Origin of the sequence: Pseudomonas sp. MIL19 (assembly GCF_028680365.1) — a bacterium.
In the GTDB taxonomy this organism is placed as follows: domain Bacteria; phylum Pseudomonadota; class Gammaproteobacteria; order Pseudomonadales; family Pseudomonadaceae; genus Aquipseudomonas; species Aquipseudomonas spirodelae.
On record NZ_JAPPVG010000002.1, the window covers coordinates 280,229 to 300,190 of the forward strand.

A 19,962-nucleotide genomic window follows, 5' to 3' on the forward strand; every position below is an offset into this window, starting at 1 on the left:
CGAGCCAAGCATGCCCTCCACCGCTGATACCCCCACCCAGCAAGCTTGCCTTGAATGGGATGAGCAGGGCCAACCGCTGTCCAGCCATTTCGCTGACGTGTACTTCTCCAATGAGAATGGCCTGGCCGAAACCCGCTACGTATTCCTTGCCAATAACCAGCTGCCTGAACGCTTCGCGGCGCTGCAGGCGCACGAGCACCTGGTCATTGGCGAAACCGGCTTTGGCACCGGGCTGAATTTCCTCTGCGCTTGGCAGCTGTTCGAGCAACAGGCTGTAGCAGGGGCCCGCCTGCATTTTGTCAGCGTGGAAAAATACCCGCTAAACAAAACCGACCTGCAGCGTGCACTGGCCCTGTGGCCTGAACTAGCGCCCTACGCCGAACAGTTGCTGGCGCAATACGTGGCGCTGCACCCAGGCTTTCAGCGCCTGGTGTTTGCCGGCGGGCGCGTCGTGCTCACCCTGCTGATTGGTGATGCGCTGGAGCTGCTGGGCCAGTTGTACGCCAAGGTCGACGCCTGGTTTCTCGACGGCTTCGCCCCAGCGAAGAACCCGGACATGTGGACGCCGGAACTGTTTACTCAGCTGGCGCGGTTGTCGCACGCCAGTACCACGCTGGGCACCTTTACCAGCACCGGCTATGTGCGCCGCCGCCTGAACGAGGCTGGCTTCAAGATGAAGCGCGTACCAGGCCTGGGGAAGAAATGGGAAGTGCTCAAGGGAACGTATGTCGGTAGCGCAGCCGTGCAGCACAAACCCTGGTTTGCCCGTCCCGCACCACCAACCGGGGAACGCAGCGCTTTAGTCATTGGCGCAGGCCTGGCGGGCTGCGCCACTGCTGCCAGCCTGGCCCAGCGCGGCTGGCAGGTCACCCTACTAGAACGCCATAACGCCATCGCCCAGGAAGCCTCCGGTAACCCGCAAGGCGTGCTTTACCTCAAGCTCTCGGCCCATCACACCACGCTCTCGCGCCTGATTGTAAGCGGTTATGGCCACACCCGCCGGCTGCTGGCGGGCCTGCAAAAAAAGCAGCACTGGGATAATTGCGGCGTGCTGCAACTGGCTTTCGATGACAAGGAAGCGCAGCGCCAGAGCCAGCTTGCCACAGCGTTTCCCGCCGACTTGCTGGTTAATCTGGGCAAAAGTGCCGCCGAAGCCAAAGCCGGTATTGCCCTGCCTGCCGGTGGCCTGTTCTACCCCGAGGCGGGCTGGGTACACCCACCAGCACTGTGTGAGCTGCTCAGCCAGCAGCCAAATATCCAGCTGCAACTGCATCAGGAAGCACTGGAGCTGCGCCGTGAAGGTGAACGTTGGCAAGCCTGGAATGGCGAACAGCTGCTGGCCAATGCCAGCGTGGTGGTGCTGGCCAGCGCCGCCGAGATCAAGCGCTTCAGTCAAGCCGCGCACTTGCCCCTGAAACGCATCCGCGGGCAGATCAACCGCCTACCCGCCACAGCAGCCAGTCGCGCGCTAAGCACCGTGGTGTGTGCGGAAGGCTATGTCGCCCCCGAACGCCAGGGCGAGCACACCCTAGGCGCAAGCTTTGACTTCAACAGTGACGACCTGAAGCTAAACAGCGCTGATAACGCGAGCAACCTGCAGTTATTGGAAGAAATTTCGCCAGAACTGGCCAAGCAGCTTAATGCCGCTGAATTAGCGCCTGAGCACCTACAAGGCCGCGCCGCGTTTCGCTGTACCAGCCCCGACTACCTGCCGATTGTCGGCCCGCTCGCCGATACAGCGGCCTTTAGCGAGGCCTATGCGGTGCTGAGCAAAGATGCGCGCCAAATGCCGGATACACCCTGCCCCTGGCTCGACGGCCTGTATATCAACAGCGGGCATGGCTCGCGCGGGTTGATCACCGCACCGCTGTCAGGCGAGCTGATTGCCGCCTGGCTGAATGACGAGCCACTGCCAGTGCCTGCCGATGTGGCGCAGGCCTGCCATCCCAACCGCTTCGCCTTACGTACGCTAATCCGCAACAAGCCATAACGCTTGTGCGCCTGCGAGCAGGCGCAAAGCTCATCAACCGCGCAGGGTAAAGCGCCAGGCGCGGTGGATTTTCGGGTTGCGGGCAAAGTCAGGGTCGAGGGTCGATTCGCTGATGTCTTCCACCTGATAACGCGCAGCCAGGCTCGCATCGAGCTCGAACTTGCGGAAGTTATTGGAGAAATACAGCACCCCATCTTTGGCCAAGCGCGCCATGGCCAGATCGAGCATCTGCACATGGTCACGCTGGATGTCGAAGATGCCTTCCATGCGCTTGGAGTTGGAGAAGGTCGGCGGATCAATAAAGATCAGTTCGTACTCGCCACGATCCTCGGCCAACCAGGCCATCACGTCACCCTGTTCGAGCTTGTTCTTATCCGAATAGCCATTGAGCGAGAGGTTGCGGCGCGCCCAGTCCAGATAGGTTTTCGACAAGTCGACGCTGGTGGTGGTGCGCGCGCCGCCCTTGGCCGCATGCACGGTGGCGGTGGCGGTGTAGCAGAACAGGTTGAGGAAGCGCTTACCGGCGGCCTCTTTCTGGATGCGCAGACGCAGCGGACGGTGATCGAGGAACAGACCGGTATCCAGGTAGTCGGTGAGGTTAACCAGCAGTTTTACGCCGCCTTCGTTGACCTCCAAAAACTGCCCTTGGGTGGCCTGACGCTGGTACTGCTTGGTGCCGCTCTGGCGCTCGCGACGCTTGACCACCACCTTGCTCTTGTCGACGCCCAAGGCCTGCGGAATTGCGGCGATGGCATCAAACATGCGCGCCTTGGCTTTCTCCGGATCAATGGACTTGGGCGCCGCATATTCCTGCACATGCACCCAATCACCATACAAATCCACCGCCATGGAATATTCTGGCATATCGGCGTCATACAGGCGGTAGCACTCAACGCCTTCCTTGCGCGCCCACTTGCCCAGCTGCTTGAGGTTCTTCTGCAAACGGTTGGCAAACATCTGCCCGCCTTCGCTTAGGCGCGCCTGCTCGACCACCGGAGCAGGTGCCGGGGTCGGTTTGATCGGGTTGCCGTTCTTGTTGTACTGGCGCTCCACCGGCTCAAGCGGTGCTTTATCAGCCTCAGCCTGTTCCCGCTCGCGCTCACGCTGCTCAGGGGTACGACGCTCGCCCGTGACGAACTGCTCGGGCTGGACCTTGATGAGTAGTAACTTGCACGGCAATGCGCCGTTCCAGAAGGCATATTGCTTGTGGCTGCGAATGCCCATGCGCTTGCCCAAGTCCGGCGCGCCGGTGAACACCGCCGCTTCCCAGCCCATGCAGGCCTGACGCAGGCGTTCACCGAGATTCTGGTAGAGGTAGAGCAGGCTCGCCTCATCACCCAGGCGCTCGCCGTAGGGTGGGTTACAGATCACCAGACCTTTTTGGTTCTGATCAGGACGTGGCTCAAAAGTCGCCACTTCGCCTTGATAGACCTTGATCCAGTCGCTCATGCCAGCGCGCTCGATGTTATTGCGTGCCGGTTGAATCAGGCGTGGGTCGGCTTCGTAACCGCGAATCCACAATGGCGGTTTGGCCATGCCAGCTGCGGCGCGCTCTTCGGCTTCGGCATGCACTTTCTTCCACAAGGCTGGCACGTGGCCCAGCCACTTGCTGAAGCCCCATTGCTCGCGGGTCATGTTCGGCGCGATATCGGCGGCAATCATCGCCGCTTCTACCAAGAAGGTGCCAACACCGCACATCGGGTCAGCCAGCGCGCCGCCTTCAGCGGCAATGCGCGGCCAGCCGGCACGAATCAGCACAGCGGCCGCGAGGTTTTCCTTCAGTGGCGCAGCGCCCTGCTGCAGGCGATAACCGCGCTGGTGCAGGCTGTGGCCTGAGAGGTCGAGGGATAGAATGGCCTCGCCGCGATCCAAACGCAGATGCACGCGCAGATCCGGGTTGATCTTATCGACCGATGGCCGTGTGCCGTCTTTCAGGCGTAGTTTGTCGACGATGGCGTCCTTGACCTTCAACGCACCGAAATGCGTGTTGTCGATGCCCGAACCATTGCCGCTGAATTCCACGGCCAGGCTGCCGGTGGACTCCAGGTGCTCGAACCAGTCGACCTCCAGTACGCCCTCGTAAAGGCTCTGGGCGTCCTGCACGCTGTAGCGCTTGAGCACCAACAACACGCGGTTGGCCAGGCGCGACCACAGGCACAGGCGATAGGCCGTTTCCATGTCAGCCATGCCACGAATGGCCGACGTGTGCTCACGCGCCTCTTCAAGGCCGAGGCTGCTGGCTTCTTCGAGCAGCAAGCCTTCAAGGCCCTTGGGGCAGGTGAGGAAGAGTTCGTAACGATCCGACATGGGGGGTTCCAGTGCCTAAGGCAATCAACGGTGTACAGAAAAGTCAGCACAGCCAAAATAAGTGACAAAGCGTCGCAACGCGACCCTTCGTCGGAATAAACAACAGTCTCAATCGCACTTAATTCGCGATAGCAAAATACCAGTACATACAGCGCCTATGCCCACAGCATAGGCGTTACAGCATTAAAACAGGACGCCTGGCACCGCCCTTATGGCTTGACCCTCAAAAAGGTTACGGCCTTATGACGAAACGGTCATTCACAGGCATCCGCGCATTGGTTAGAAATCACCTCAGGCCAATACCGCAACGGTACTTGGCAAGGAGGCTCGCGACGCCGGCAGCGAACTCCGTCGGCAGATCATTTCTGCTTGACCTTGCGACAAGGTCTAAGGGACATAACAGTCAACATTGAGGGCTTCACCCTATGAGAAGACTTAAGCGTGATCCGTTAGAAAGAGCTTTTTTGCGCGGCTACCAATACGGCATCAGTGGTAAATCCCGCGAACTCTGCCCCTTCACCCTCCCCTCTGTGCGCCAAGCTTGGATAAACGGCTGGCGCGAAGGCCGCGGTGACAACTGGGACGGCATGACCGGCACGGCCGGCATCCATCGACTCAACGAACTTCACGCTGTCGGCTGATAAAGGAACCTACCGACTCACCAAGCACGCTCCATCCGAGCGGCGGGCGCGAGCCCAGGGGCTCCCTCAGGGAGCCCTTTTTTCATCTGCCAACTTTAGCTAAGGGGTTTGTGCGGTAGTGCGGCTATTGCATCGACCGCTTCGCGGATCAACGCCGGCCCTTTGTAGATAAACCCGGAATAAATTTGCACCAGACTAGCACCGGCGGCGATCTTCTCAGCCGCATGCTTACCTTCGGTAATACCGCCCACCGCAATGATCGGCAAACGCCCTTTCAGCTCGCTGGCCAGCACTTGAACAATGTGAGTGCTCTGATCACGCACCGGTGCACCGGACAGACCGCCGGCTTCATCGGCACACTCCAGCCCATGCACCCCTTCACGGCTCAAGGTAGTATTGGTGGCAATCACAGCATCCATACCAGCCTCAACCAGCGCATTGGCCACTTCGATGGTTTCTTCATCACTCATGTCCGGGGCGATCTTGATCGCCAGCGGCACACGCTTGCCATGTTGCGCCGCCAGGTCTTCCTGACGCTGACGCAAGGCTTCGAGCAATTGCTTGAGCGAGTCACCAAACTGCAGGCTGCGCAGCCCTGGGGTGTTCGGCGAGCTGACGTTAACGGTGACGTAGCTGGCGTGTTGATAGACCTTGTCCAGGCACAGCAGGTAGTCATCCACTGCGTTCTCGACTGGGGTGTCGAAGTTCTTGCCAATATTGATGCCCAGCACGCCTTTGTATTTGGCCGCTTGCACGCGAGCCAGCAAGTGATCAACACCGTGATTGTTAAAGCCCATGCGGTTAATGATCGCTTCGGCTTCAGGCAAACGGAACAAACGCGGTTTGGGGTTACCTGGCTGCGGACGCGGCGTCACCGTACCAATTTCAACAAAGCCAAAGCCCAGCTGAGCAAAGCCGTCGATGGCGTCGCCATTTTTGTCCAGCCCAGCAGCCAACCCGACCGGGTTAGGGAATTCCAGCCCCATTACCTTAACCGGCAGAACCGCGGGTCTTTTGGTCAGTAAACCGTTAAGCCCCAAGCGACCGCCGGCACCGATCAGGTCGATGGAAAGTTCGTGGGAGGCTTCAGGGGAGAGTTTAAACAGCAGCTCGCGGGCCAGGGTATACATGGGCAGGCTTAGCTCGATAAAGTAACAAAGGCCGCGATTATAGCTGGCCGCACGCCCGATAGGCGAGGCGCCTCGGCAGCATCAGCCCAAACGACGCAAACTGATTAACTCACCAGCCGCGCTGAACTCAAGCTCGAAGGAACCATAGACACCTTCGTGGGCTAGAAACGGCCGAAAATGGTGGGCCGGCACACTGACGCTGCGGCCATCGCGGCTTTTCACCAATACCCGATTGGCACGCCCCTGATAGACGGCCCGCAAGCGTTCGGCCGATAACGCAATATCAAACACCAGACTGGGCATGGAGGCACCTTTGCAACTCAACGCAGTAATCTTGCCATACACGGCGCGCATGTTAGGTGAAAAACCTGTCTATACGCCCGATAAAGCCTGTGCAGCGGCCAGCGGGCTCTGCCACACTTGCTATGGCGATTTTGGAGTTATTACCCGGTCATGAGTCTGCCTGAGCAACCCTCCACCCTTAGCTCACGCCTCGGTGCCCTGGCGCAACGACTGGGTTTTATTGGTCGTGGGCAACGCCAAATACTTGAGCGCGCCAGTCGATTACAACTGCCCTTTACCCCACTGCCGCCGCTGCGTGAAACAATCTGCTGGCAAGACGGCCCACCCCTGCAGCGTCTGCTAGACCTGCCGCGCAGCGCACTCTCTGGCCCGGTCCAGGAAGACAAAGCCCAAGCGCATGCCATGCTGGTTGGGGTAATTGAGGCACAAGAACAACAGCTGACAGCATTCGACCTACGCATGATCGATGGCGTATCCAACTGCGATTCTCAGCAAGCGAGCCACGTTAGCTTTGAGGCCTTCGCTGCCAGCGAGTTGTGCCGCCAGGTACGCATCATCAGCTACAAGGACTTCGTCAAAACCATCAGCCTGGCGCTGCCGCGCTTTCTTGCCGGCGAACGCATCATCCTGCGTCAAGCCAGCTGGCGCGGTGAGCGTATATTCTGGTTTGGTGATCACCACAATGAAGCGTTTGCTTGCGCCATTGCCTATGCGCGCAGGCGCGAACTGGACGTTAACTTGCCTGCTGCACTGACCCAATACCGGTTGAGCAAACAAGGCCTGGCCAACCTGCAGCAGCACTACCATGTACTGGCCATGCCGAGTGCATCCTGGAGCGACCCTACGTTTATGGCGCTGCTGCTGGATAATGGTCTGCCTTATGCGCGCCTATCTTTGCTAGGCGCCCCTGGCTCACCGGAGTTTCTGCTGCTACCCAAGCATTCCAATGAAGCCACCGCCCTAGGGGAAGGTCTACGCCTGGCGGGTGCGCCCGATGTGGTGGCATATCTGCAACAGCTGTAATCACGACATATCTGCCATCCAAATACCCCAATAACCAAGCAATAAAAAGCCCGCAATCTGATTAGACCTGCGGGCTTCAGTCTGACTAACAATCTAACGTCACACTAACTGCAAGGCGTTATCTCCCAACAACCCATTGATGACACTAGCTGTATCAGCACCTCCAGAAATGATGCCACCACCATCAGGAGTCACTCCGTACTCGATAGCCACATTAAAGCCAGTCAACTCAATGGTTGTGGTTGCAGCGCCGCCAGCTGTAGGGCTAACCGCAATAATTGTGCTGTTATCAACGACCGAGAAGCTAAGAAAATCATCCAATGAACCGGAGTTGTAGGACTCGCCAACCAAAAGTTGGGTAAGATCAAGCTTGTCCCCTTCGCCTGGATTGAAGTCAAGTATTGTGTCAGCACCCGTAGTATCGGTAGATAACCAGCGGAATGTATCAGCACCTGAGCCGCCAGAAAGCACATCATCACCAAGACCACCGATCAACACATCATCGCCTTCTTGACCAAAAATCAAGTCATTACCTCCTGCTCCGAGCAACGTATCTAGCCCCTGCTCTCGCCCAGACTCACCAGCTAACTGCAACGCATTGGCTTTGATGTAGGCAAGCGTATCGGCCCGATCCCACCCGGCATATGCAGGACCTACACCCTGGCCTGACTCTAGGGCAGCGAAAACACCCCAACCGGCCCCTGCTTGCGTACTCAGTCCCGCCGCAGCACCCAACACATCTGTGAATAAAACATCACCGAATATTAGGTCATCACCATCGCCACCCTCAATAAGATCGTTACCTGCATCCGCCAGAACAGTTTCTGGATTGAAGTTGAGTAGTACATCTTGTAACTGATCGCCGCTAGTAACATTCGTTGCCACATCGGGGTTCACGTTACCCGCCATACCCTCAACTTGATTGAGAATATCCAGCGCCGTACCTCCAACAGCAATACCAACAGCTTCAATTTGCCCAAAAACAGACTCTAGCTGGGCAACCTCATTTATCGAATCCGTATTATTTTGCCCAGGTGGGTTTGAACTACCTAACATTTGGCCAACTGCAGTTGTCGACCCTCCATTCAATACCGTGCTATTTAATGAAGTCGAGTTTCCGTTCAGCCAGCTATTAGGTTCACCATCAGAAACGAAGATAGCTTGGTTTATCACATTGCTGCCGGAGTACGGATCAATAGTTCCAGTACCGCCAGCCCAATTTAGAGCCGCCTGCAACGCGGCCTCATAGTTGGTCCAGCCGCCGGCTGTCATGCTATTAACTGCATTCTGAGCAGCACCCAATCCAACATCACTCTTGACATTATTGACTCGAAGATCAAAAACCCCAAGGCTCGTAGCAGAATCGCCAAAGTCGATCAAATTCACACGTACATTGGTTGCAGCACCCACTGCTAAGGTGGCCAGCAGAGTATTCACAGAAAGTGCCAATGCTTCCATCCGAGGCATGATTGTGTTACCAAATTGGATACTGGTAGACATGCTGCCGGAAGAGTCCAGCATCAAGATCAAGTTGACACTCTTACCAATAACACTAGCGCGCCCTTCATCGCCAACCAGCACATCAGACCCTGCCTTGCCCTTAATCACACCAGCCCCGCCAGGAACTATATAGGGAGCCGGACTTCCGCTTACATCATTAGCATTTGACCCAACGATAAATGTCGCGGCTACTTGCGGCTCAAAGGTGACGTTTAAATTAGTACTAGCTCTATCGCCATCACCGTCAACAACTGCAAGCTGAAAGCTCGTAGAGACTGGACTCTCATCGATACGGTCCACAACACTAATTTTCTGTACTCTGAAACCTTCAGGGCCAGCTGAGTCTGAAAGTTCAACCCTGGTGATATTGGTCAAAGTCGTAGAGATTTGCGTCAATACACCATCCGAGAAATTAGTACTGCCCATCTCGGCAACCAACTCTCCATTGGCATTTGTGCCATAGACTGTCCAGCCAACTGAATTAGTCTCTCCGCCGGACTGTATATCAATAGCAAAGGATACGTTTACTGCTGGCTCACTAAAGTCGAAATATAACGTCTCCGCCCCACTTACCCATTGATTCCCAGCGGCCAGCCCGACATTACTTGAGTTAACGGTAGTAGCTGATGAATCAATGGACACCACAACACTTTGCCCGTCAGGAATAACCTGGCCGGGTTTGTAAATAGCCCCTGTATTAGTTACAACCAGATAATCCTGCTGCCCACCAGGGATGTTACCAAAGGTGGCTGAGTATATCTGAGTCGGCGCATCCAACTTGCCGTCCATATCCAGCGTATAACCCCCGGCTGCATTAAGCGTCAGTGTAAACACTAACGACTGCCCAGCACCTCCTGTGTAGCCTGCTGCGGAAGTACTCGTGTATGCATACAACACTCCCAAATTATCTGGGTCTACATAGTAATAAACCGTAGCACCACTCGAGGTCAAAGTACTGGCCTCAAAGGTAGTGGTCGATCCATTCCAGCCAGTGATATTGCCCGTCAGATCTGAATATCCCTCGCCATCACTACCTAGATCGACAATCGAACTACCTGTTGCATATCCATTGTCAGCGTTGGCAAGCACTGCACTCGGCGCACTACCCATAGTCGGGCCGTCATCATCAAAGCCAAACACCGAACCATTGGCGCTGGCCAAGGTGATCTGTGCGGAACCCTGCATGACATCGCCATCACCGTCCGTACGGGTCACTTCGTACTGCAGGCCCAGGCTGCTGTCACCGCTGAGCAGCAGGTTCAACTGCTCATCGAACGTGGCGTTGGTACCCGCGTGATCGATGGCTTCGTACAAGGTGGTTTGCAGTTGTGGGTTACCCGGCGCACCCACAATCTCGATGCGGANNGGCCGACAGGTTGGTGGCCAGTGAGCCGTCTGCGGGAATGCCCACAAAGCTGAACACACCATTCACGCTGCCAGCACCGTCACTGCCGTAATCGCCCACGGCACTGAACAGGCTGACCAAGCCACCGTTAGAGACGCTGGTGGTGACGCGCCCCAAGTAGCCAACACCGTCGTCGCTGTTGCCGTCTGCACTTTCCGGCGGCAACTCACGGTCAGTGCCCATGGTTTCGTCGACTTGCATCAGCAATTGCTGGGCAACACCCTCTGAACTGACCACATTCACTATTTGAGTCGGGCCGTCATCATCAAAGCTAATCAGCTGACCAATACCAACCGTGTCGCTCACAGCTGTATCGCCATCACCGTCGATGACGGTCACCACAGCATTGATCAGGTTGATTGGTACCGATTGATCAGCACCGTTGAACAGTAAGTTGACGGCTTCGTCGTAGTTATCCGGGCTGTTCGGATGGTGCAACGACAGGTACTGCGCAACACTCAGCACCCCGCTGCCTGCATCGATGCTCACTGCAAAGGCCGCCGGACCATCCGACGCGCCCACACGCCCCACAATCAGGTCGCCCTCCTTAAACAAGAAAATGCTTTGTCCTGCCGTGGTGTCCAGGCCAGAGTCAGTGCCATCACCACCGGTGATGCTCAGGCTGATAAGCGTGCTAACCGCACCGTCATCATCTGCGCCGTAACTACTATCCGCAGCACTCACCACCGCCCCGGCACTTTGTGACCAGCCTATGGCACTGCCCAATGCCGCAAATATCAACGGCAATGCGCCTGCAGAATCAGTATCACCTTGCACGCCCGCCGTTTCATCGTGCACGACCGGCGCAGCCTCACTCACCAGTTCAAGTACGGCTGTGGGACCGTCGTCATATACAACAACATCCAAAGTAACCGTTGGTGAAACATCACCATCGTTATCAAAAGCTCGGATCAGGAAGCTCTCGCCTACTTGGTCTGCTGCACCAGTGGCATTGTCAACACTGTGATCCAAGGTGTTGTCAGTGAGGATGTATACCCAGTTGCCTGCAGCATCAAACTGCAAGGTGCCGTACTCCCCGATGACAGTACCGCCCCCCTGTACATTTACCCAGACACCATCAGCACCCTGGACTTCAATCCGGGAAATGCCATCAGGGGAATTAATGACCAAAGTGCCATAGGTGAACTCCGCATTACTCCCTGGAGTGCTGCCGTCTGATAAAGCAGCCTCATTGACCACCCCTGGCCCAGCTACAACATCAGGATCACCGCCTTCGTTACCCTCACCGTCATCGGGAGGACTATCGAAATAGACCACCTCAATTTCAGGCGTGAAATCAGGCGGAGAGGGTTCATCTGCCGGCGTCTCATCAGCAGCCACCGGCTCAGGATCTGGAAACTCCGGCCCGCTAGTCAGCCCTGCAGTCGGGAAGCCAATAATTGGCTCGAGCGCACCAGCGGTTTCACCCAAGAGTACAAAAGAGTGACCGCCACCCGCTGCACCTGGCACCCCACCAGCACCTGGACCAGCAGCAGTTGCCTCGCCTTCAAGTGTTGGGTCGACACCCGCCTCAATAGCCGCTTGCAACCTTTCGACATCCGTCAGATCGCTATCGCTGGGCGTATCTGCTGGCACTTGCGCGGGGGAAGATGATTGATTGGAGCTGTCTGCGAGCATTTGTTCATTAAGACTGAGACTGCTTTCGCGCCCAAGGGTTAGCAGCTGCCCATTGCTCATGGCCACAGAGATCGCTCCTGCGGGCCCAGTGACAATTTGCTCCCCTGCAAAAACTCGATCACCTTCACTAAGTGGCCGACGCGTTCCGTCGCCAGCTACTGCATAGACTTCGCCGATAACTTGGCTGACGACACCAATCAAAGTAGCCATGATTCCATCCTCACTACAACTGCCGACCACCGTCGACACGTATGTCAAAGGGACCAAACACACCTACAAGGAAGAGTAAAAACAGCTGTTTGATAATTAAGACGTTTTGCTCAAATAACTAAACGACAAAAAAATGTCACCAAAACTACGTCGCCTATCAAACCAATACATCCCGCCCCTAAATGCATCTGACCATCTGTTTAAGGCATGCGCACGCACCGCTGGAGAGCACCCAAAGCCTGATTTAACAGTGGTCCAAATCGCCAAGACTGCATAAGATTTTTTTCTTATAAACCTTGTGAAATTTTTATCTTAGCTATGCTTGAAAGTGTTCTTAGCTTTGATCTTATAAATCGAGAGTAATCCAAAAATTATTAAAGCCATTTTTTTGGCGGCATAAATAAGAGCTTATAAAGGAGATGTATAAATGCGCGTACTCAACCCTGTATGGAGCAGTATTGTGCTGGCGGCAGTGTGTTCTCAGGCACAAGCCATCACATTATCCGAGGCAATCCAAAGCACATTGGATAACCACCCGGAAGTGCATGCCGGGGCTAACAGTCGCCTTTCATCGGACGAAGAAGTCAAGATTGCTAAAGGCGGTTATCTACCAACTGTTGACCTGCTCATGGGCTACGGTCGAGAAAATACCGACAGCCCCAGCACCCGAGGTCTGGGCAACCACAACACTGAAACGCTGAATTACGGCACCTCTGAGCTGCGTCTGCGGCAAATGATTTTTGATGGTTTCAACACGCCCAATGAAGTGGAGCGTACTAAAGCGGTGGTCAATTCGAGGGCTTATCGCCTGCTGGGTACCTCAGAAAGCCTGGCGCTGCGTACTGTTGAGGTATACCTCGACTTGCTGATGCGTCGGGAAATGGTGGCCCTTGCTCGGAACAACCTACAGGCTCACCAACGGATTAATGATCAAATCGGCCTGCGTAGCGAACAAGGTGTAGGCAGTACAGCAGACCTGGATCAGTCCGAAGCACGCTTGGCGCTGGCAGAAAACAATTTTTATACAGAACAAGTGAATCTGGCCGACGCCGAAGCCAATTTCTTCAGTGCTGTTGGCCGGATGCCCAATGAGCTGACTGCACCCGCTTCGCTGAAAGGCTCACTGCCGGAAACCCTCGTCGAAGCTCGGCAAGCGGTCGAAAGTAATAACCCATTTTTGAAATCAGCGCAGTCCGATGTACAAGCAGCCGAAAAACAATATGAGGTTGCTAAATCAACCTTCTACCCGCGCGTTGACCTTGAATTGGCCACCAATGCCGATAACAACACGCAAGGTGACCAGGGCCATAACAATGGCTGGCGTGCGGCAGTGGTGATGAATTACAACCTATTCAATGGCATGCGCGATAAGGCGCGCCTGCAATCGACGGCTTATCAAATCAACGAGTCGATGGACATCCGCAACAATGCGTTGCGCGTACTCAATGAGAACCTCTCGCTGGCGTGGAATGCCATGGAAAACGCCCGCCTACAAACACCTAAAGCACGCGACTACGCCGAATACACGGCGAAGGTTCGCGGCGCCTATCAACAACAGTTCGGCCTGGGTCAACGCACCCTGCTTGACCTGCTGGACAGTGAAAATGAGCTGTTCACCGCTAACCGACGCTACAGCGAAGTACGCTACAGCGAAGAGTTCTCCATGTACCGGGTGTCAGCAGCAATGGGCGATTTGTTACGCCAGCAGCAAGTAGTACTACCGGCAGAAGCTGTAGCCCTTACTGAAGTGAAGAGCGAGGCACGCCTGCCGGCAATGAAGTAGAACGACCATAAGGAGTAGTAACCTTTGACCAGCATGGAGCGGCCAGAAACATCCAGCGATCCGCGTCTAAATCACGACGACCCGTTGCTTGATGGTTTATTGATTCTTTGCAAACTCCACGGCTGCTCAGCCAGCCGTGGCAGCTTGAGTGCAGGGCTGCCGCTGCCAGAGCAGCGCCTGACCGCAGAACTGTTATCCCGTGCGGCGGCGCGGGCTGGTTTGCAGGGGCGCTTACTGCACCGTGACCTGGCCAGTATCTCAGCCCTCAATCTGCCAATACTGTTGCTGCTGAAAAATGGCCGCAGCGCTGTATTGCTTCAATGGGGGGAAAATAACCAGGCACAGATACTGCCCTGCGAAGCCGATGGCGGCGAGCAGTGGGTCAGCCGAGAGCAATTAGCCAGCGAGTACAGTGGGCGAGCCTTCTTTGCCCGCCCACGCCATGAACTGGAAGAAACGCGCTCCCCGCTCATACCGCGCATAGAGGCCTGGTTTCGCGACACCCTGAAACTGTCACGCTGGTTATATACGGATGCGATTCTCGCCAGTCTGCTGATCAACCTGCTCGGTTTAATGGTGCCGCTGTTTGTGATGCAGACCTATGACCGCGTAGTCCCCAACCAAGCCACCGCAACACTCTGGGTACTGGCCATTGGCTTATTTATCGGCATGGGCTTCGAGTTACTGCTGAAAATTCTACGTGCGCACCTGCTTGATACGGCGGGCAAGAAAACCGATGTGGTGTTGTCGGCAACACTGTTCGAGCGTATCACCGGTATGTCGATGACTGCCCGCCCCGCTACGATCGGCGGCTTTGCTCAAAGCATTCATGATTTTCAGGGCCTACGCGAATTTCTCACGGCGGTCACCCTCACCAGCCTGATCGATCTACCCTTCTCATTTTTGATGATTACGGTGATCTGGCTGGTCGGCGGCTGGCTGGTGATCATCCCCCTGCTGGCGTTTCCGATCACCGCTCTCTTTGCCTTTATTATTCAGGCGCGCTTACGCGACACCGTGGAAAAGAGTCTGCAACTGGCCTCGCAGCGCCAAGCACTGCTAATCGAAACCCTCGGTGGTCTTGAAACCCTTAAAGCCTGCGGCGCCGAGAGTGAGCGCCAGCATCAATGGGAGAAAACTCACGGGGCGCTCACCCGCCTGGATATCCACGCGCGCTCATTGGCTGCAATCGCCACCAACGGCACGCTATTCCTGCAGCAGTTTGCCGGCATGGCCACCATCGTCGCGGGGGTTTATATCATCATTGCCGGTCAACTCAGTGTGGGAGCCTTGGTGGCCTGCTACATGCTGGGTAGCCGCATCCTCGCCCCTCTTGGGCAAATTGCCGGGCTGATCACCCGCTACCAACAGGCACGCCTGACCATGACCAGCACTGATGCGCTAATGGCTCTGCCACAAGAGCGTCAGGCGAAACAGCGACCACTGGAACGTACGCAACTGCACGGCGCAATGGATGTGCGTGATGTCACTTTTAGCTACCCAGGCCAGAGTACCCCGGCGCTTGACGGTGTGAGCCTGCGAATGAGCGCCGGAGAGCGCATCGGCATCATCGGCCGCAGCGGCTCAGGCAAGAGCACGCTGGCGCGATTGGTCATGGCGTTCTACAGCCCTGACAAGGGGCAAATCCTGCTGGACAACCTGGACTTGCGTCAGCTTGACGTGTCCGATCTACGCCACCAAATTGGCTACGTCGCCCATGACCTGCCGCTATTGGCTGGCAGCCTGCGCGATAACCTGACGTTAGGCGCACGCTATGTCAGCGATGCGCGCATGCTCGAAGTCGCCGAACTGACTGGGGTGGTCGACCTGGCACGGCAACACCCACAAGGCTTCGACCGTCCAGTGGGCGAACGCGGCCAGCTGCTTTCGGGCGGCCAGCGCCAGGCTGTACTGCTGGCCCGTGCACTGTTGCTTGACCCGCCTATTCTGCTGCTCGATGAGCCCACCAGCGCGATGGATAACACCAGCGAAGACATCCTGCGAAACCGCCTGCATACCTGGGGCCAAGGTAAAACCATGCTGTTGATCACGCACCGCGCCTCCATGCTAAGCCTGGTGGATCGCCTGGTGGTATTGGACAACGGCCATATTGTTGCCGACGGCCCCAAAGAAGCCGTCATTGAAGCGCTACGCAAAGGTCGAGTTGGCCCCGCAGCGGTATAGGAGCGCTCATGCAAAAGAACCATTCGATTAGCCAATACTTCGCCAGTATGCGGCAGCGCAAACAAGACACCGAGTTTATGCCAGAGGTCGACGGGGCCATTCTCGAAGACTCACCCTGGTTCACGCGCATCACTGTTTGGGTGGTCAGTGCCTGCCTAATATCAGCGCTGGTCTGGGCCAATTTTGCGGTACTGGAGGAAGTCACCACGGGCGAAGGCAAAGCCATACCTTCTAGTAAAATTCAGGTCATCCAGAATCTAGAGGGTGGCATCGTCAGCGAGATATTTGTTCGCGAAGGGCAGATCGTTGAACAAGGCGCCGTGTTACTGCGTCTGGACGATACACGCTACCTCTCCAATCGCGGGGAAGCTGAAGCCGATCGTCTAGCACTGGTGGCGCGCGTCGAACGGTTGACGGCTGAAGCGGAAGGCCGCCCGATAAGCATGCCAGAAGAGATCTTACGCCTTGCCCCGCAGCTGGCTGAAGACGAGTTGGCGGTTTATCAGTCTCGACAAAACCGCCTGCAAAGTGAGCAACGCACATTGGGCGAACAACTGCGGCAAAAAACCCAAGAACTTGCCGAGTTTCGTGCCAAAGCCCAACAATATCGCTCCAGCATGGGCCTGCTGCAGCAAGAGCTGAATATGTCACAACCGCTGGTTGCCGCTGGCGCAATCTCCCAAGTGGAGATCCTCCGTTTACGCCGTAGCTTGGTCGAAGTACGCGGCTCACTAAACGCCACCAACTTGGCAATACCCAGGGCCGAATCGGCAATGGATGAAATCAAAAGCAAAATTGAAGAGTCCGAGCTAAGTTTCCGCTCCGACGCCTTCAAGGAGCTCAATGAAATTCGTACAGAGCTACAGAAAATTACCGCTAGCAGCGTCGCTATTGACGATCGTGTCACCCGTACGACCGTGGTCTCACCTGTACGCGGCATCATCAATCAGCTCAAAGTCAACACCATTGGTGGCGTGGTGCAGCCTGGCAGCGACATGCTGGAAATCGTCCCCCTGGACGACAGCCTGTTGATCGAGGCCAAGGTACGGCCGCAGGATGTTGCCTTCCTTCATCCAGGGCAGAAGGCCATGGTCAAATTCACCGCCTACGACTACACCATCTATGGCGGCCTTAAAGCCAACCTCGAGCTGATCAGCGCCGACACCATTACCGATGAAGAAGGCAACAGCTTCTACCTCATTCAAGTGCGCACCGATAAAAGCCACTTAGGCAGCGACAAGCACCCGCTGCTAATCATCCCCGGCATGGTCGCCAGCGTAGACATCATTACCGGCGAAAAGAGCGTTCTCGACTACTTGCTTAAACCCGTGCTGAAGGCGCGCTCAGAAGCCATGCGCGAACGCTAAAACGCCCTATAACGTGCTCATATTTTTCAGGAGGATGCATCCTGCTTGCCATGATTACGTTGGTAGGTGTGCTCCCCCATTGCTTCAATCTGCCCATCAATCAACACCTCAAAGGGTTTGAGCAGCGCATCGAAACAGCCAGGTGCCTCGACTGTATTCAGCGCGGTAACGATCGCTTCGATAGTTGATAACGCACCCGCTACTGGCGCTTTGCGCAGACGATAACGTGACTGCAACCCCTCAGGCAGCGCCACCCTGGGCAAAGCCGCCAATAGCGGATTCAGGTACAGCAATTTGCGCGCCTTACGCCAGGTACCGTCAGGCACCACCAAGAGCAGCGGCAGTTCGTTGCGCTGCTCAGCAAACTGCACCAGAGGTTGCGCCTGCTCCCCCGGAAACAGTAAACACGCATGGTGGCTGGGCTGTTGTAACAGCGCAGCGAGCGACTCGAAGACCTCACCAATCAGTAATTCAGCGTTACTCAAGCCAAGCGCAGCCAAGCGGGCGGTATTCAGCGCATGCTTAACCTCACTCGGGTGTTGCAGAATCAACACCCGAGTGCGACTCGGTAAGTTCGGGATAAGCGCACACAGGCAGCGCTCGGATGGACGGGTACAACGTGGGCATTGCGCGCGCGACATGGGTTTCTCCTTAGCCGCGCAGTTTGCCATACCCCATAAAAAATCGGCCCCCTGTCACGTGCCAGGTAGGCCGATAACTGTGCAGTTTTCACTCAGCGGTTGAAGCGCTCCGCCAGGCTGTGCAGGTAATCCGCCATGTCTTCCAGCTCCTGCCCAATTGCTACACCTTGATGGGCCTGCTCAGCACTGCGGTCCGAGAGCTGAGCAATCTGAGTGATCTGCCGGCTGATGTCCTCTGCCACATGGCTCTGTTCTTCGGATGCCGAGGCCATCTGTTGGCTCATGCCGGTAATCCGGCTGACCGCCGCGCTGATACCATCCAGAGCGCTGCGTACAGACTCCACGCTCTCGACGCTCTGCTTGGAAATGGCTTCGCCTTTGCCCGCTGTAACCACCGCACGTTCGGCCCCCGCTCGCAGCGACGCGATGATCTGATGGATCTGCTCAGTCGACTCCCGCGTGCGTGACGCCAGCGAGCGGACCTCATCGGCCACCACGGCAAAACCTCGTCCCTGCTCACCCGCACGCGCCGCTTCGATTGCCGCATTAAGCGCCAGCAGGTTGGTCTGTTCGGCAATGGAGGTAATCACATCGGCCACGCTACCGATTGACTGAGTGGAGTTGGCCAGGTCATTAACCGCCTGCCCAATATCCACCACAGCTTTCGCCATGTGATGCATAGAATCCAGACTGCCGCTTGCCAACTCTAAACCCTGCATAGCCAGACGATCCGCTTCCTCAGCGGCATGTGAAGTGCTCTGGACGTTGTGCGTAACTTCCTGAATGGTTGCAGCCATCTCGTTGATAGCCGTCGCTGACTGATCCGTCTCACTGCGCTGCTGATCAAGCATTTGCGCACTGGCTCGCGACAGGTCGGCCGAGCGCCCCGCATGCTTTTTAACGTTGTTACCCGCATCCTCAATACGCGTCAGCGCCGTCTGCAAACGAGCTTCTTCGCTGATCATGGCCATATCAAGCAACGCCTGCGCACCACGGTTGTTGGTGTACGTTAGGGCAACCAGGGCACTGGTAAACGCCTTGGGGTGCTCAGCAAGGGTCTGCCTGATCAGGCGGCGTTTAGCTGCTAACTGATACGAGCCGAGTCCAAACATTACGGCGACAATAAAGCCCCATAACCAAGGCCCACTAAGCACAAATTGTGCTCCAAGAATCAGCAGGGCAACCAGGATCACCGGCCATGACTGGATAATATCGAGTGTCCAGTACTCAAGCTTTGGCACAGGTGGCTTACCTTCACGTAAGCGCGCATAGAGTTTTTCAGCGCGACGTTTCTGCGCTTCATCCGGCAGAGAACGTACGGATTCATAACCCGCTACGCGGCCAGCCTCATAAATGGGCGTGACATAGGCGCTAACCCAGTAGTAGTCACCGTTTTTCGAGCGATTCTTGACGATGCCCATCCAGGGTTTACCCTGCTTGATGGTGTCCCACATGTGCGCAAACACGGCAGGAGGCATATCAGGATGACGCACCAAGTTATGCGGCTGGCCAATTAACTCCTCCCGGGTGAAGCCGCTCACCTCCACAAAGGCGTCATTGCAATAGGTGATATTGCTATTCAGGTCGGTAGTGGAAATCAACCGCTCATGCTGGCGGAAAGTTTTTTCCCGCTGAGTTACTGGGAGGTTCTGGCGCATTGTGGGCTTTCCCTGTCTGAGCGATGTGTGGGTGTACAGGTAAAGGTCTAGCACAGTCCGAACAACTCGCTAGCGTAAGCGTCCAGCCAAGTCACCTTCCGAACACCAGCATTAAGGGCGATGGTGTCCGCGTATTTTTAAGCGGACGCGATAGCCCTTATCGCCGGGATTTCCATGCGCCA

At 56.2% G+C, this 19,962-nt stretch carries 13 protein-coding genes; 6 read left to right on the forward strand and 7 right to left on the reverse strand.

Translation table 11 applies throughout. The features are described from left to right. The first annotated feature begins 10 nt into the window (after positions 1–10). Positions 11–1,990: a bifunctional tRNA (5-methylaminomethyl-2-thiouridine)(34)-methyltransferase MnmD/FAD-dependent 5-carboxymethylaminomethyl-2-thiouridine(34) oxidoreductase MnmC gene (mnmC, locus tag N1078_RS03030; protein ID WP_274086718.1), complete on the forward strand. Its 1,980-nt coding sequence runs from the start codon at positions 11–13 to the stop codon at positions 1,988–1,990. A 33-nt stretch (positions 1,991–2,023) separates the two neighbouring features. Here mnmC and rlmKL read toward each other — a convergent pair whose 3' ends face one another. Next, complete coding sequence (gene rlmKL / locus N1078_RS03035; protein ID WP_274086719.1) at positions 2,024–4,297, reverse strand: bifunctional 23S rRNA (guanine(2069)-N(7))-methyltransferase RlmK/23S rRNA (guanine(2445)-N(2))-methyltransferase RlmL; 2,274 nt, start codon at positions 4,295–4,297, stop codon at positions 2,024–2,026. A gap of 425 nt (positions 4,298–4,722) precedes the next feature. Here rlmKL and rmf point away from each other — a divergent pair, with 425 nt between their 5' ends. Then, positions 4,723–4,938: a ribosome modulation factor gene (rmf, locus tag N1078_RS03040; protein WP_274086720.1), complete on the forward strand. Its 216-nt coding sequence runs from the start codon at positions 4,723–4,725 to the stop codon at positions 4,936–4,938. Between the two features lie 95 nt (positions 4,939–5,033). Here the strand turns inward: rmf and N1078_RS03045 are convergent, their stop codons facing one another. Both N1078_RS03045 and N1078_RS03050 read right to left on the reverse strand, forming a co-directional pair. Beyond that, complete coding sequence (locus N1078_RS03045; protein WP_274086721.1) at positions 5,034–6,068, reverse strand: quinone-dependent dihydroorotate dehydrogenase; 1,035 nt, start codon at positions 6,066–6,068, stop codon at positions 5,034–5,036. An 81-nt stretch (positions 6,069–6,149) separates the two neighbouring features. Further along, positions 6,150–6,371: a DUF2835 domain-containing protein gene (locus tag N1078_RS03050; RefSeq protein ID WP_274086722.1), complete on the reverse strand. Its 222-nt coding sequence runs from the start codon at positions 6,369–6,371 to the stop codon at positions 6,150–6,152. 150 nt (positions 6,372–6,521) lie between these two features. Here N1078_RS03050 and N1078_RS03055 point away from each other — a divergent pair, with 150 nt between their 5' ends. Next, on the forward strand, positions 6,522–7,394 hold the full coding sequence (locus N1078_RS03055; RefSeq protein WP_274086723.1) for a DUF6685 family protein: 873 nt from the start codon (positions 6,522–6,524) through the stop codon (positions 7,392–7,394). 99 nt (positions 7,395–7,493) lie between these two features. Here the strand turns inward: N1078_RS03055 and N1078_RS03060 are convergent, their stop codons facing one another. Both N1078_RS03060 and N1078_RS03065 read right to left on the reverse strand, forming a co-directional pair. Then, on the reverse strand, positions 7,494–10,208 hold the full coding sequence (locus N1078_RS03060; protein ID WP_274086724.1) for a beta strand repeat-containing protein: 2,715 nt from the start codon (positions 10,206–10,208) through the stop codon (positions 7,494–7,496). A 19-nt stretch (positions 10,209–10,227) separates the two neighbouring features. Beyond that, positions 10,228–12,147: a retention module-containing protein gene (locus tag N1078_RS03065; protein WP_274086725.1), complete on the reverse strand. Its 1,920-nt coding sequence runs from the start codon at positions 12,145–12,147 to the stop codon at positions 10,228–10,230. 427 nt (positions 12,148–12,574) lie between these two features. Here N1078_RS03065 and N1078_RS03070 point away from each other — a divergent pair, with 427 nt between their 5' ends. From N1078_RS03070 to N1078_RS03080, 3 genes are read left to right on the forward strand one after another with little or no spacing between them, the layout of a single operon-like run. Then, a complete protein-coding gene (locus tag N1078_RS03070) occupies positions 12,575–13,930 on the forward strand; it encodes a TolC family outer membrane protein (protein ID WP_274086726.1) in 1,356 nt (451 codons plus the stop codon). Between the two features lie 24 nt (positions 13,931–13,954). Next, positions 13,955–16,114 (forward strand): type I secretion system permease/ATPase, encoded by a 2,160-nt coding sequence (locus N1078_RS03075; RefSeq protein WP_274086727.1) that lies wholly within the window; start codon positions 13,955–13,957, stop codon positions 16,112–16,114. Positions 16,115–16,122: 8 nt separating this feature from the next. Then, complete coding sequence (locus tag N1078_RS03080) at positions 16,123–17,481, forward strand: HlyD family type I secretion periplasmic adaptor subunit (protein ID WP_274086728.1); 1,359 nt, start codon at positions 16,123–16,125, stop codon at positions 17,479–17,481. A gap of 26 nt (positions 17,482–17,507) precedes the next feature. Here N1078_RS03080 and N1078_RS03085 read toward each other — a convergent pair whose 3' ends face one another. Together N1078_RS03085 and N1078_RS03090 are read right to left on the reverse strand one after the other, a co-directional pair. Continuing rightward, on the reverse strand, positions 17,508–18,122 hold the full coding sequence (locus tag N1078_RS03085; protein ID WP_274086729.1) for a tRNA-uridine aminocarboxypropyltransferase: 615 nt from the start codon (positions 18,120–18,122) through the stop codon (positions 17,508–17,510). 92 nt (positions 18,123–18,214) lie between these two features. After that, positions 18,215–19,780: a methyl-accepting chemotaxis protein gene (locus N1078_RS03090; RefSeq protein ID WP_274086730.1), complete on the reverse strand. Its 1,566-nt coding sequence runs from the start codon at positions 19,778–19,780 to the stop codon at positions 18,215–18,217. Positions 19,781–19,962: the final 182 nt, after the last annotated feature.